The 13,754-nt window shown below is 60.2% G+C and carries 12 protein-coding genes and 1 pseudogene; 2 read left to right on the top strand and 11 right to left on the bottom strand.

The window, feature by feature from the left end; genetic code table 11:
* A pseudogene (locus tag ACUTJJ_RS22200) lies at positions 1-133 on the top strand (IS3 family transposase); the annotation flags it as partial.
* A gap of 290 nt (positions 134-423) precedes the next feature.
* On the opposite strand, the gene ACUTJJ_RS22195 reads toward ACUTJJ_RS22200, so the two are convergent.
* The 11 genes from ACUTJJ_RS22195 to ACUTJJ_RS22145 all read right to left on the bottom strand — a co-directional run bounded on the left by ACUTJJ_RS22195 (position 424) and on the right by ACUTJJ_RS22145 (position 13,174).
* A complete protein-coding gene (locus ACUTJJ_RS22195) occupies positions 424-861 on the bottom strand; it encodes an RpiB/LacA/LacB family sugar-phosphate isomerase (RefSeq protein ID WP_063948179.1) in 438 nt (145 codons plus the stop codon).
* 64 nt (positions 862-925) lie between these two features.
* The gene (locus ACUTJJ_RS22190; RefSeq protein WP_445543447.1) at positions 926-1,948 is read right to left on the bottom strand and encodes a glycerol-3-phosphate dehydrogenase; all 1,023 of its coding nucleotides are present in this window, start codon (positions 1,946-1,948) and stop codon (positions 926-928) included.
* Positions 1,949-1,980: 32 nt separating this feature from the next.
* Positions 1,981-4,029: a bifunctional aldolase/short-chain dehydrogenase gene (locus ACUTJJ_RS22185; RefSeq protein ID WP_445543446.1), complete on the bottom strand. Its 2,049-nt coding sequence runs from the start codon at positions 4,027-4,029 to the stop codon at positions 1,981-1,983.
* A gap of 72 nt (positions 4,030-4,101) precedes the next feature.
* On the bottom strand, positions 4,102-5,166 hold the full coding sequence (locus tag ACUTJJ_RS22180; protein WP_445543445.1) for an ABC transporter ATP-binding protein: 1,065 nt from the start codon (positions 5,164-5,166) through the stop codon (positions 4,102-4,104).
* A 49-nt stretch (positions 5,167-5,215) separates the two neighbouring features.
* On the bottom strand, positions 5,216-5,941 hold the full coding sequence (locus ACUTJJ_RS22175; protein ID WP_445543444.1) for an SDR family oxidoreductase: 726 nt from the start codon (positions 5,939-5,941) through the stop codon (positions 5,216-5,218).
* A 76-nt stretch (positions 5,942-6,017) separates the two neighbouring features.
* Positions 6,018-7,514, bottom strand: a complete 1,497-nt coding sequence (locus ACUTJJ_RS22170; RefSeq protein WP_445543443.1) for an ABC transporter substrate-binding protein — start codon at positions 7,512-7,514, stop codon at positions 6,018-6,020.
* An 82-nt stretch (positions 7,515-7,596) separates the two neighbouring features.
* On the bottom strand, positions 7,597-8,472 hold the full coding sequence (locus ACUTJJ_RS22165; protein ID WP_063948173.1) for a carbohydrate ABC transporter permease: 876 nt from the start codon (positions 8,470-8,472) through the stop codon (positions 7,597-7,599).
* Between the two features lie 2 nt (positions 8,473-8,474).
* Entirely contained in the window at positions 8,475-9,362 is an 888-nt protein-coding gene (locus ACUTJJ_RS22160; protein ID WP_209087049.1) for a carbohydrate ABC transporter permease, read from the bottom strand.
* 119 nt (positions 9,363-9,481) lie between these two features.
* Positions 9,482-11,017: a glycerol-3-phosphate dehydrogenase gene (gene glpD, locus ACUTJJ_RS22155; protein WP_445543442.1), complete on the bottom strand. Its 1,536-nt coding sequence runs from the start codon at positions 11,015-11,017 to the stop codon at positions 9,482-9,484.
* Entirely contained in the window at positions 11,014-11,826 is an 813-nt protein-coding gene (locus ACUTJJ_RS22150; RefSeq protein ID WP_445543441.1) for an HAD-IIB family hydrolase, read from the bottom strand. Before ACUTJJ_RS22150 ends, glpD begins: the two co-directional genes overlap by 4 nt.
* Positions 11,827-11,830: 4 nt before the next feature.
* A complete protein-coding gene (locus tag ACUTJJ_RS22145) occupies positions 11,831-13,174 on the bottom strand; it encodes a sn-glycerol-1-phosphate dehydrogenase (protein WP_445543440.1) in 1,344 nt (447 codons plus the stop codon).
* A 128-nt stretch (positions 13,175-13,302) separates the two neighbouring features.
* Here ACUTJJ_RS22145 and ACUTJJ_RS22140 point away from each other — a divergent pair.
* Positions 13,303-13,754 (top strand): sugar-binding domain-containing protein (locus ACUTJJ_RS22140; RefSeq protein WP_445543439.1); only part of this gene is annotated, 452 nt, incomplete at its 3' end.

Below are 13,754 nucleotides of genomic sequence, written 5' to 3'. Positions count from 1 at the left end.
GAGGGCAGATTATCGAAGACTGGAGAAACGACTATAACCTAAACCGCCCCACACGAGCCTCAACGGCTTAACCCCTTACGAGTTTGCAACCCGGTCCAGACAGGACCAGAACATGAACAGAGCTAACTTATAAACAGGGACAATCAGGGGAGAAGGTCACGCTCTGTAAGACCGGCACTGTATTCCTGGAACGCTTGCATCGAAGCACGGATTGCAACAAGTTAACCGTAAATTGTCAGCTCCGTCGACTTGCGTCGGAGCTGGGAGAGATGACGACCTTCTGAACAAGCTGCCGCAGGAAGCTGAAATGTTGCTGAAGTGTTTCATCTTTGCTAGTATAGATGGTGGCCTGACCGCTGGCGTCGGCGTTACCTGAAGACAACGAGCAAAAAAACAGGAGTACCCAGCGGTGCTGGCGGCGCGTCACCGCGCCACGTCAAGCCGATTAATGGCCTGGACGTTGCCAGCGGATGGACCGTCTGGATCGAAACTCGAAGCCAGCCAGGTATCGACGATCGTTTTTGCCAGTTCGGGGCCAACGACGCGCGCACCCAGTGTGATTATCTGGGCGTCGTTCGATTTGGCGGCGCGCTCTGCCGAATAAGTGTCGTGGGTAAGGGCCGCTCTTATGCCCGCTACCTTGTTGGCAGAGATGCAGACGCCAATCCCGGTTCCGCAAAACAGGATTGCTCGATCGTGCTTATGTTCGAGTATATCTTGCCCAATCCGGGCAGCGAGATCGGCGTAATAACCGGATTGGCTAAGGTCGGTGACCTCGATATCCGACCGCCCGGACAGATGGGCAGCGATGACATCCAGCAAGGGTTTTCCGGCGCTGTCGGCGCCGAGGGCAATTTTCATGGCGGTTTCCTTTCCGCTGTCTCAAGAATGAATCTATGGCTGCGCAACCGGCGCGGCCGGCGGCTCAGGCAAAAAGTGTCGTGAAATCGAAGTTCAGAGCGCCGCCATCGAGCACGGCGGCGATGATCGCGCAGGCAAGTGGAAAATCGGTTTTCGCCGAAGGAACGGTGTTTAACAGCTCCACAAGCATGCGGGCCGTGTCGATACCCTCCACCGTCTCACCTGCGAGGTCGCCGGCCATCATGCTGCTGACCGTTTGGTTGCGTCCAAGGCCGTGTCCGAGGCGGCTGTTGCGTCCGCCGCCCACGGTCACATGCAGATCACCGATACCAGCAAGATCAAAGGCGGTGTCGCAGCGTCCGCCGATCCGCTCGCAAAGTCCCGCCATTTCGCTGGCAGCCTGGGTGAAGGCAGCAGCCGTCGGGTTCTTGGATTGACCGTCGGGCCGTGAGGTATCGGGATAGCGGGTCTGCATGGCGCTGACGCCAATGGCGAAAAAGTTCTTGAGGGCGGCACAGGCTTCGACCCCGATGACGTCGTCGTTGACTGCCAGACGATAATAGGGTGTGCGTAGAAGACCGGCCGCGAACGCGCCAGCCTGCCGGTCGCGGCAGGCATAAATGCTGGTCGTCGGATAGCGATTGGCCAGTTCCCGCGCGATGCAGGGCCCGCCAATGCCGATAAAAGCCGCCATATTTCCCACCAGCCCCGGCACGGTTTGCGCATAGGTAACGATACGCCCATGTTTTCGGTCGAGGCCCTTGGTCACGAACGCAACCGGCTTCGGCATCGAAAGCATCTGGTTGAGTCGCTCGCTGGCCCAAAAGATCCCCGGACTACTGACGCCGATAATGACGAGATCGGCGGACGCCATATGGCTTGGCGTCAGTTCCTGATCAGCGAGGACCGTTACGCTGTCCGGCAGCGGCTTGTCGAGTTTCGGATGTGCCTCGCCCGCCTTCATGCGGCGGACCGGTTCGCCATCGAGGGGCGTGCCCACCAGCGTCACCGCGTGGCCGTTATCGGACGCGGGCACGCAAAGGGCACTCCCCATAACGCCCGCGCCGAGAATGAGTATGGTTGCCATAGTCGTTTCCTTCAAACGTTTGGAGGCAAGGCTCAGCGCATCATCGCCGCGACATTGCCACCGTCGACTGTGATGACCGCCCCCGTAGAGGCCCGCGCCTTGGCAAGATGCACGAAGGCCGCTGCCACATCCGCGCCTGTGACTTCGCGCCCGATGAGATTGCCGCGCATATAGGCTTCCGGCGTCAGGCCACGCGCTTTTGAACGATCCTGTACCATTTCATTGGTCATCAGGCCGGTGCGGATACGGTCGGCATTCACGGCATTGGAGGTTATGCCCGATGCGCCATGCTCGATCGCATATTGGCGCATCAGCGCCATCAGCGCTGCTTTGGAGGTGCCGTAAGGGCCGAAATCGGCACCGGGATTGACCGCCTGTTTCGAGACGTTGAAAACAAGAGCCCCGCCTGTCTTCTGCTTTTCCATCACCCTCACGGCGGCCCGCGCCATGTAATGATGGCCCCAGAAATTGAGTTCGAACGCTTTCCGGAATGTCGCCTCATCGACGGAAAGCAGGCTGCCCTGGAAAGCCGCCCCAGCATTGGAAATAAGGATGTCGACGCCGCCGAAGTGCCGGGCGGCTTCTGCCACCGCCGCGTCGACGGAAGCGGGGCTGGTGACGTCGCAGACCACTGGAAATGCCCCGATCCGTTTGGCCTCCCGCGTCACAGCCTCGTCGGAAATATCGAACAGGGCGACTTCCGCCCCTTCCGCCTTCAGCGCCTCCGCCACGGCGAGACCGAGACCGCTCGCCCCGCCGGTAACGAGAGCGACCTGCCGGGTCAGCGGCTTTTCCTGCACCTTGGTCAGTTTCACCTGTTCGAGCGACCAATATTCGATGTCGAAGAGGTCGCTTTCCGAAAGCGCCTCGAAAGCATCGATGCCCTCGGCATTGGTGATGACCGAAATGGTCGCCTCAGCCACATCTGCGCCGACGAGGGCGTTCTTCCGGGCCGCGCCGGCTGCGAACAGGCCGACGCCGGCCACGTAGAACACACGCGGCATGGGGTCGAGCATTTGTTTGATGTCGCCGACGCGGGCATTGTTGCGCTCGAAATAGGCCCGGTAATCGGCCTGATAGGCGCTCACCGCCGCACGGACCGTCTCTGCCCATTGCTCCAGTTCCCCCTCGACCGGCGCCGGCAACGCTACACCGAAGCGCTTAATGTGGATCACATGTTCCGGCGTCGCATTGCCACGCCTGACCAGGCTTTCGACATTTTCGGCATTGCAGAAATCAAGGATCTTCTCGCCGCTGCGGTGTTCGAGCACGAAGCGTTTCGGTGCCCCGTCGATGCTGGTATCGATGGCGATGGCGCCGCGAAGGATCGGCGCGATATCGGCAGCGGTGGCAAGCCTTTCGGGGATGGCGACGCTTTTGAACGGTCGCGCCCGGCCTTGCGCGATGCGCCGTTCGGCTCTGTCGATCTTCTCGATCATGTCCTCATAGGACTGGCGTGGGTCCTCCGACCAGGTGAAGATACCGTGTTTGAGAAGGATCATCCCGTCGCCATCAGGGTTCGCCCGGAAGGCGGCGTCGCAGGCCTTGGCAAGATCGAAACCCGGCATGACATAGGGAACGATAATGCTGTCAGGAAACAGCTCGCGCACGATATCCTCGCCATGCGGCTGATTGGTCAGCGACACGATGGCGTTGGCATGGGTGTGGTCTATGTGTTTGAACGGCAGAAGGCCGTGTAGGATCGCCTCCACGGAAGGATTGGGGGCTGCTGGATCAAGCAGCAACCGTCGCTGTAACATGACCATATCGTCGTCGGAGAGCGTTTCGAAGCCGACCATCGCCTTTAGGGGATCGAGACGCACAGCGGGCAAGCCCTGCGGTTCGATGGTGCTCATGTCCCAGCCGCTACCCTTGACGCACAGGACATCAACCTCGGACCCGTCCATTTCCGTGAAGCTCGTCTTGACCGAGGTGTTACCGCCGCCATGCAGCACCAGTTCCGGGTCCACGCCAAGAAGCTGCGTCGTATAGGTGCGGATGGCGAGGTCGCGGTTGATTCCTCTGGTGACATAAGCATCGACCACGGATTTGAACTCTGAGTCCGACCAACGTGATTTCATTACAAATTCCTTTCCTGCGGCCGTCTGCCCGGCCCGATAGTCGCGATGTTGTAATATTTAGAGCGCGCACCCTTAGAGGCGGACCTCCGTTCCGGCATCGAAGACATGAACCTTGGCGGGCGCTATGGAGAAACGCACGTCACTTCCCTCGGCAAACCGCGCCGCCTTGTCGACAACGGCCAGGAAGCTGCCGTCCGCCCCGTCGCAAAAGAGCTGCGCATCATGACCGAGCCGTTCGAGCAGCAAGGATTTCGCGGTAAGCGACCCTGCCTCGTCCACCACGACATCGGTGGGGCGCAGCCCGACAATTACCTTTTGCCCGGCCCTTGCCGTGGTCGTCGCTTCAATCGGCACCCGTCCGGTCGCCGTATCGACGGCGGGTGTGCCGTTCGATGCGACGACCGTTCCGGGGAGGAAATTGATCGACGAGCTTCCGATAAAGTCGGCGACATATTTGCTGGCCGGGCGGTCATAGACATCGTCGGGCGAGCCGATCTGCTCAATCTTGCCGGCCCGCATCACGACGATCTTGTCCGCCATAGTCATGGCCTCGATCTGGTCATGAGTGACATAGATCGTCGTGGTCTTCAGGCGCTTGTGAAGCTGGCGGATTTCCGTACGCATATGGGCGCGCAGCTTCGCGTCAAGGTTCGACAAAGGCTCGTCGAAGAGGAAAACCTGCGCCTCGCGCACCATGGCGCGGCCCATGGCGACGCGCTGACGCTGGCCGCCCGACAGTTCCTTGGGATAGCGGTCGAGATAGGGAGTGAGATTGAGCGTTGCGGCCGCCCATTCCACCCGCTTCTTGATCTCCGCCGGCGGCACCCTGGCGACCTCGAGACTGAAGGCAATGTTGTCGTAAACTTTCATCGTCGGATAAAGCGCATAGTTCTGGAACACCATCGCAATAGAGCGGTCACGCGGATGAACCTCATTGACGCGCCTACCTCCGATCAGCAGATCGCCGCCGCTGACAGTTTCGAGACCCGCAGTCATCCGCAAAAGGGTGGTTTTGCCACATCCCGAAGGACCGAGAAGCACGACGAACTCGTGATCCTCGATCTTGAAGGAAATGTCGCGCATGATCGTAAAGGCGCCGAACGACTTGCCAATGCCTTGATATTCCACGGTCGCCATGGGGTTCCCACTCCATTTTTTCAGCCTGCCGAACCTGCCGGCGGCGTGGTCAATATGTCTGCCGGGTCGGCGTGATGACGATTTCCTGGACGATGGCCCGCTGCGGCAGCCGGTAAGCGTCGAGGATGAGACCGGCGACGATATCCGCCGAAATCCCCCCGCCGATGGCCTCCTTGTTGGCCCTGTAACCAGCGAGCGTCGCTTCGTCATTCACATGATCGAGCACTTCCGTATCGATGATGCCGGGAGAGACGACGATGACGCGCACATCATGCGGCGCCAGATATTCCCGCAGGCTCTCGGACACGGCATGAACGAAGAACTTGGTGCCGCAATAAACGGTATGATCGGGATAGACCTTGCGGCCAGCAATCGAACTCATCATCACCAGCGTGCCGCATTTGCGCGCGATCATGCCGTTCATCACCGCATGGACGCTGTTCATCACGCCCTTGGTGTTGATGTCGATCATTTCGTCCCACTCTTCCGGCGGCTGACGACCGATATCGCCGAGTCTAGCTATGCCGGCATTGGCGAACATCAGGTCCACCGGTCCGAATGTCGCCTCTGCCTCTTTCACCGCTTCGGCAAGGGCGGCACGGTCGCGCACGTCGACCTTTCTCAAAACGGCGTTCGGCAGACGGAGTGCCTCCAGTCGGTCGAGCCGGCGGGCGATCAGCAGCAGCGGGTGGCCCGCTGCGGAGAAGGCGCGCGCCACGGCCTCGCCTATACCGGAACTCGCGCCCGTGATTGCGATCAACGGTTTATCCGCCATGATTTTCCTCCCGTTTTCCCTTTTACTCCGGTCTGGAAGGGCGACGGCCGCGCCGCCGCCCTTGCCACTCTTCGGATCAGCCCTTCAGTACCGCTTCGACCTGGGAGGCGATGTCGTCCATCGCCTGTTTGGGCGAGCCGTAATTGCCGGCGAAATACTTACCGAGACCGACCGGTATCGTGTCGTTGGAGAGCTGCGCCCATTCCGGCAGGTCCGGCTCCGACCCCATATATTTGTCGATGGTCTCGCGCACGACCGGCAGATGGCGGGTCGTGCCGGCGCCGATGCGGGCATTGGCCTTGACGCGGGGATCGTTATAGACCGATGTGCGGGTCGGCCCGGTGCCGCCGCCGAGCGTGGTGATGAGGGCCTGCGTATCGGCGCAGGTCGCCCATTGCATGAACAGCCACGCCGCATCTGGGCTTTTCGAATAGCGCGAGACGGCAAGCGAGGACCCGCCCTGGTGGCCGACGCCTGGGATTTCGCCGTAACCGCATTCCGAAGGCTTGCGCAACGCAATCGGCTGCGGCGGAATGACCGCTTCGCAAAGTCCGGAAACCTTGGTCTGCGTCGGATCGTCGAAATAGGGGAAGAACTCGCCCCAGGAAAGCATGGACGCAGCAACGCCCTGCGCGACCGCCTGACCCTGACCATCCCAGGTCCACTGATCGACGCCAGGCGGCATGACCTTGCGCAGCGCCGTATAATAATCGAGCGCGGCGATGCCCCGCTCGTCATTGCCGGCGAATTTCTTGTCAGCGGTAAAGACCGAGCCGCCGTGGCCCCACAGCATCGAGGTCCATTCGCATTCCAGCGCATAATGGCCCGATTTCATCTGGCCGGCATAACCATAAACCTTCGGTCCCATCTCCTTGGTAATAGTGACGGAATTGTTGAGGAGATCCTCGAAAGTGGTCGGGGCCTTGAGGCCGAGCTTCTCGTAGATATCCTTGCGGTAGATCATGATGAAGATCGGGATATCGTAGGGCACGCCGACCCAGCGATCCTCGTATTTGGCGATACCGTCAACCAGCGCCGGCATGAAGTCGTCGATATTGTAGTTCGGCATGGCGAGGTCGGGCTTTGCCTGAATTTGCTCACGCGGGTCGAAAACATCCTGGCTGAACGAGGCCGCCCAGCTCTGGTCGATGTAATAAAGGTCGTAGGTGCCGAGCGAGGAGGCGACGTCGAGTGTCAGCTTCTGCAAAACCTGTTCGAGCGGCAGAACTTCGATTTCCACCTTGATGCCGGTCGCCTCTTCGAAATATTTCTTGAGCTGCGAGTTGATGGCGTTGGATGGCGGCGTCGATTCCGTCGCAAGCTTCAGCGTCGTCCCGGCGAAAGGCTTGCCGACGTCCTTCAGCCAGGCAAGGATGTCCTGGCTGGGGGTCAGTTGCTCCCCAGCCAGCGCGCTGTTCATGACGAACGGGCGGCTGCCCATGCCCATGCCGAGCGCCGCCGCTCCAAGACCGAGCTTGCCGGCCAAACTCAGAAACGAACGGCGATCCATTCCCCCGCGTACGAACCGGTCGGTGATGGATGCGAGATAAAGCTTTCTATCTTCCTCTTTCATGTTCTCTCCTCCTCTTTTCCCTCGCCGTGTTTGACGACAGGAATCCCCTATTGATCCGCGCACTCCTCATGCGCAGGCTTTATCACTGCTTCAGCGACCCCATGGTCAGACCGCGCACCAGATGGCGCTGAACGAGAAGGATCACGATGAAGGCCGGTACGATTGCCGCCGCACCAAGCGCCGCCATGTTGCCCCAGGCGGTGCCGATCGACGTTACGAAGGTGGACGAAACAACCGGCACTGTCTTGATACCGGTCTGTGTCAGCGTCAGCACGAACAGGAATTCGGTCCACGAAAAGATGAAGCAGAGGACCGCAGTAGCGGCGATGCCGCCCTTGGCCATCGGCAGAACGATTCGGCGGAAGATCGTCCAGCGCGAGGCGCCGTCGAGCAGTGCGCTTTCATCGATTTCGGCCGGAATGTCGTCGAAAAAGCTCTTCAGCAGTAACACGGCCAGCGGCAGGTTCATCAGCCCGTGAATGAGGATGATGCCAATATAGGTATCGAGCAGGCTGAACTGCTTGAAAATGAAGAACATCGGGATCGCCACGGCAACCGGCGGCATCATGCGGGTGGACAGCACCCAGTTGACGAAATCGTGGCGTCCGCGAAAACTCATGCGTGACAGCGCATAGGAGGCGAGCGTCGCGACGACGATGGCAAGCACGGTCGATAGCGACGCGACCACTATGGAATCCCACAGACGCGGTCCCATATAGAAATTGCCGCCGCCGGGTGACACGCTGGCATCCCGGGCAAAACCGAACGAGATACCGAAGACCTGCTCGAAATTGCGCACCGTCGGCTGGAAATCAGCGATGATCGGTGGCCAGTTGAATATGTCCTTGGCGTCACGGAAGGCGACCGAGGTCCAGAAGTAGATCGGGAAGAAGAACGCCCCGACCACCAGCCAGCCTGCAATGGTTCTAAAAGTTCGGGCAAAACGGCTCTGATGCATGATTACCACCGTATCTTCGCAACGCGGGTGAACAGATTGGCGAGGACCATGACGATCACCAGGCTGGTGAGGCTGAGCGTTGCGCCGTAACCCCATTTCAGGAAAGAGAAGGTCTGCTGCCAGGCATAGAGACTGAGCGTATAGGTGGAGGTGCCGGGTCCGCCGGAGGTCATCACGAAGACGTAGTCGAAGACACGGAACAGATCGATGCCGCGCAACAGCACCGCCACGGCAATCACCCGCGACATCATCGGCAGTGTCAGACGGCGGAACATCTGGAATGAGGATGCCCCGTCGATCATCGCCGCCTCGTAGGGTTCGCTTGGCAGCGAACGCAGACCCGCCATGAAAATCAGCACCATGAACGGCGTCCACTGCCAGATTTCCGCAACCAGAACCCCCGCCAGCGCCAACGAGGATGTCGCAAGGATCGGAGTCGATTTGTCGAGCAAGCCGAGCGTATTGAGAATATAGGGAATGATGCCGAACTGTGGATCCTGCATCAGCAGGAACATCATACCGGCAATGGCCGGCGGGATAACCAGCGTCATCGACAGAATGGCGCGCAGCGCCCCAAAGCCCGGCAATTCGGCATCGAGAAGCAGCGCAACCGCCATGCCGAGGACGATCTCGATGGTCAGCGCCACAACGAAATAGACGAAGGTTACGCCGAGCGCACCCCAGAAGCGGGTATCGTTCCAGAGCTGCATCCAGTTCTCGAAGCCGACAAAGGCTAGAACACGTTTCCGCGGCACAAACTCATGGAAGCTCAGCCAGATATTATAGACCAGCGGATAAATGGTGAAGACGATCAACAATGCGATAAGCGGCAGCAGCCATGGCCAAGGCGAATCCGAAATCGCTATGCGTTTTACCTGCGCAATAGACACGTTGTTCCTCCCCTCGAATGATCGCCGACACGCAGGATGCGGTCCGCGTCTTTCCCTTATTTGCGAAGTCTCACGAAGGGTCGTATTACTTCGCCCCTCTCCCAAGGGTGACGTCATTCCTATCGCGCAGCGCTCGACCTCTTTAGAAATGAGCGGCGCTGGCGCATCCAGCTGTCGAGTGCCTCGATCTCACCAGCTGTCATTCGTAGGCCCGACTTCGTGCGCCGCCAGACAATATCGGCAGCGGCGCGCGCATATTCCCGATCCATCAGGAAATTCACTTCCGCTTCTGTCAGCGATCCGCCAAAATCGCGGCCGAGGTCTTCCCTTCTCTTCGCCGCGCCGAGTATCTCCCTTGCCTCGAGACCATAGTGGCGGACCAATCGGCGCGCCTGGCGACCCGACAGGAACGGGAAATCCGCGCGGAGAGCCGAGATGAGATCGTCGGCCGTGCCGACGGGAAAGTCGCCCCCCGGCAGGGCACGTCTGGCGGTCCAGCCGCGGTCCCTGTTCCAATCGGGAAAGATCGCAGCAAGCCTGTCGAGCGCGTCTTCCGCCAGGCAGCGATAGGTGGTGATCTTGCCGCCGAAAACCGAAAGCAGCGGTGCTTCCTTGCCCAGCCGGTCAAGCAGCAGCACATAGTCGCGCGTCGTCTCCTGCGCTTTGTCCGCGCCGTTGTCATAGAGGGCGCGCACGCCGGAATAGGTCCAGACCACATCCGCCGCCGTCAACTGCGTCCTGAAATAGGAGGACGCAGCCGTCACAAGGTAATCGATCTCCTCCGCTGACGCTTCGACCTTCTCCGGCGCCCCCCGATAATCTCGATCGGTCGTGCCAATCAGCGTGAAATCGTCTTCATACGGAATAGCGAAGAAGATGCGGCCGTCCGGATTCTGGAAAATATAGCAGCGGTCGTGATCGTAGAGCTTGCGCACAACGACGTGCGAACCCTGCACGAGACGGACCCGCACCGACGATGTGCTGCCCGTGAGGTCGCTGACGACCTTGTCCACCCATGGACCGGCGGCGTTCACGATGGCGCGGGCGCGCACGTCGCTCGCGATACCGGTTTCGGCATCCTGAAGCCGCACGACCCACGACCCATTGTCACGTTGCGCGGAAACGCACCGCGTCCGAACCCGCACATCCGCCCCGAGCGACGCCGCATCGCGGATGTTGAGGACAACGAGGCGATTGTCCTGTACCCAGCAATCGGAATATTCGAAACCAACCGAGGAAACGTCGAGCAGCGGCGCACCGGCGAGATCGGTCTTCAGCCGAAGGGTTCTCGTCGCCGGCAAAAGCCTGCGTCCGCCCAGATGGTCGTAGATGAACAGGCCGAAGCGTAGCAGCCATGCCGGACGCAGCCCCCTGCGGTGCGGTAATACGAACCGCAAGGGCCAGATGATATGCGGCGCAATTGCCCACAGTCGTTCTCGTTCCGCCAGTGCGTGGCGCACCAGCCTGAATTCGTAGTGTTCCAGATAACGCAGGCCGCCATGGATGAGCTTCGTCGAATTCGACGATGTCGCTGAACCGAGATCGGCCTGTTCGGCGAGCAGCACCTTCAGTCCGCGGCCCGCCGCATCGCGCGCGATACCCGCGCCATTGATGCCGCCGCCGATGATGACGAGATCGTAGTCCGGCTGTGTCATGCCGCATCCCTCCCGCCACGCGCGTCGAGAATGCGGTCTGCGACCTCCACGAAACCGTGGCCGCCTTCGCGGATCGTCACATAGGCCGGCTCCGCATCGATACGACCGCGGAACTGAAGAACATTCGCGACCCCGCAGGCATGCGGAAAGAAGCCGAACATCGGCGCGTCATTCGGACTATCGCCGACAAAGACCACACGGTCGCAATCCCGGTCGATGTCTAGATCAAGGACTTCGGCGGCGAAACGGCGGGCCATGGTCAGCTTGTCATAAGCGCCGTACCAGCCGTTGACATGGATCGACGAGATCTTCGCGACCGCGCCCTCCTCCTCAAAAATCCGTTTGATCTGGTCGATATGGGAAACCGATAAAGGCGGCACGTCCTCACTGAAATCGATGGCGAGATCGGCTTCGCGATAAAGCTGATCCGCCGAGATTGCCGCCCCCGGCACTTCGGCCAGTACGCGGGCGCGGACCTTTTTTAGCTTTTCCCGGTCCAGAGAACGCTGGCTATCTTCGATGGCGAAAACCCGGCGCATACGACGGGCATTGTCATTATAGGCGAAATAAAAGGCGCCGTTCTCACCGACGACACCGGCGACAGGCCACAGGCGCGCGATCATATCGCACCAGCCGGCCGGCCGGCCCGTGATCGGGGCCACTGCAATGCCTGCCTGCGTCAGCCGCTCCAGCGCCGCATAGGCGCAGGCCGGAAGCCGCCCTTCATTGGTGAGCGTATCGTCGATATCGCAGAACAGCACCGTGATGCGGCGGGCGATGTCGATGGGCATATCCGCAATCGCCTTCATCGCATCAAGCCTCCCCTGACGCGAAATCGGCGAGGATGCCCTCATCGGCGGCGATATCGAGGAAGGAGTAGCGATTGCGCATTTCACGGCAATGGAGGACCGACTCGCGGTAAAATTCCACTGGCAGGCCGAGATCGGCCGCCGTTATCGGCCCGCCTGCGCCGCGGAGCAGTTGTTCCATTTCCGCAACCGGTAGCGCGAAGGCCTGCAATTCCTCGCGAAGGACCGGCCATAATTCGGCGAATTTCTCGTTCATCGCGGCGGCAGCGCGCGCGTCGAATAGTTTTGGTTGAATTTCGGCAAGGCAATGCGCAGCGATATCGCCGCCCATCCGCCGCGCCATGTCGGCAGAATCGATGATGGTGGGCCGGATGACCGGTGGCGTCTCGCTGGCAAGGTAATGCGCCTGCAGCCGCGCCATGGTCAGCGTTGCAACACCCACCTGCTGCCCATGCAGCGTGCCACGATGGCGCTCGCCGGCGAAGCAGTCAATATAATGGGAAATCTGGTGCTCACCCATCGACCCATGGTTCGACATGCCGGTGAAGGACACGCCGAGACCGCAAAAGGCGAGCACGCGATGCAGATAACCATTGGCAGCAACGTCGCCGTCGGCAAGTCCTTTCGCACGGGCGTTTAGTTCAGCCTCATCCTTCTGCTGAAGAATATAAGGAACTGTGGAATAGAGGCTGCCGAGCACACGGTGCGACATCCACCAGTCGATCTGCGCGACGGACCGCACCAGGCAATCCGCAAAACCCGATGCCGAGAGATAGGTCGGCGCGGCGGCCGTCACTCCCAAATCGACAAAAAAACCGGCCGGCGCGTGAGACGGAAGCGACACCTTCAAACCATTCTTTAAGCTAATCGATGCTGTCGTTGAGGTGTAACCATTCATTGAGGCGGCCGTCGCGAAAACGGCGTAGCGCCGGTCCGTTTTGCCGGTCACGAATTTGCAGAGATCGTTAATCGTGCCGGAACCGACAGCGATCACGGCTTCGGCATGCTTCAGCTTTTCGGTGAGGTCGGCGACGGCGGCCATGTTGGCATGGGGGTGATCGAGGATCACCGTTTCAACCGGCCCTAAGGACTTTAGCGCTTCCGCTACCCGCCCGCCCATGGCATCCCAGGTATCGGGATCGGCAACCACGGTGAAGCGCTCACCAAGTTTGAGATCCGCAATGAGGTCCGCCTCCCCGCCGTCCAGCGACTCTTCAATGACAATCTTCTCATAAGGAACGCTGGCGCGTTTGCCAGTTTCGGGATTGGTCCAGTTTCCGGCGACAAGATCGTCGATCAGCCCTGTCCAGCCGCCCTGAGGAGCGTCCGTGCCCAACGCCGCTGCCATCGATCTCTCCATTTCCTAAGCTCCCGTCTGACTGTCTGCGCATTACAAGTGACAGCACATTATGGCAATTGTCAATACACATGACAGAAGCAGTTGACAAATGACACCCGCTTGCGCCAGATAGCGACATGACACAGGAAAAAACCTCAGGAAGATCAACAGGAGAAGCCGGGGCCGTGGTACCCACGGAATTCGGCGATGCCATCATGTGGGCCGCCTGGCTGTATTATGCGGATCAAATGACCCAGAGCGAAATCGCCAAGCAGCTTGGCGTTTCACGCGCGACAATCGTGAATTATCTGCAGGAAGCGCGGGAGCGCGGCGTTGTTTCGGTTCATATCAGCCCGGCCGCCGGCAGCCGCACCACGATTGCCCGCGCACTGATGGAGAAATATGGACTCGACGGTGCGTTCGTCATACCGAGTGCCGACGAGCAAAGCCTTTCCGACAGGCTTGGCGATGCCGGCGCGCGGGTTCTGGCTGATATGTTGGTGGACGGCGATACGATCGGCGTGGCCTGGGGGCGTACGGTGCTGGCCGCCGCCGATCGCATTTCGCTGACCCGGCCGGTCACCGACCT

The sequence above is a fragment of the Agrobacterium sp. DKPNP3 genome (assembly GCF_052686535.1).
The sequence above is the reverse complement of the archived record's forward strand: the minus strand, read 5'-3'. Positions and strand labels throughout refer to the sequence as shown.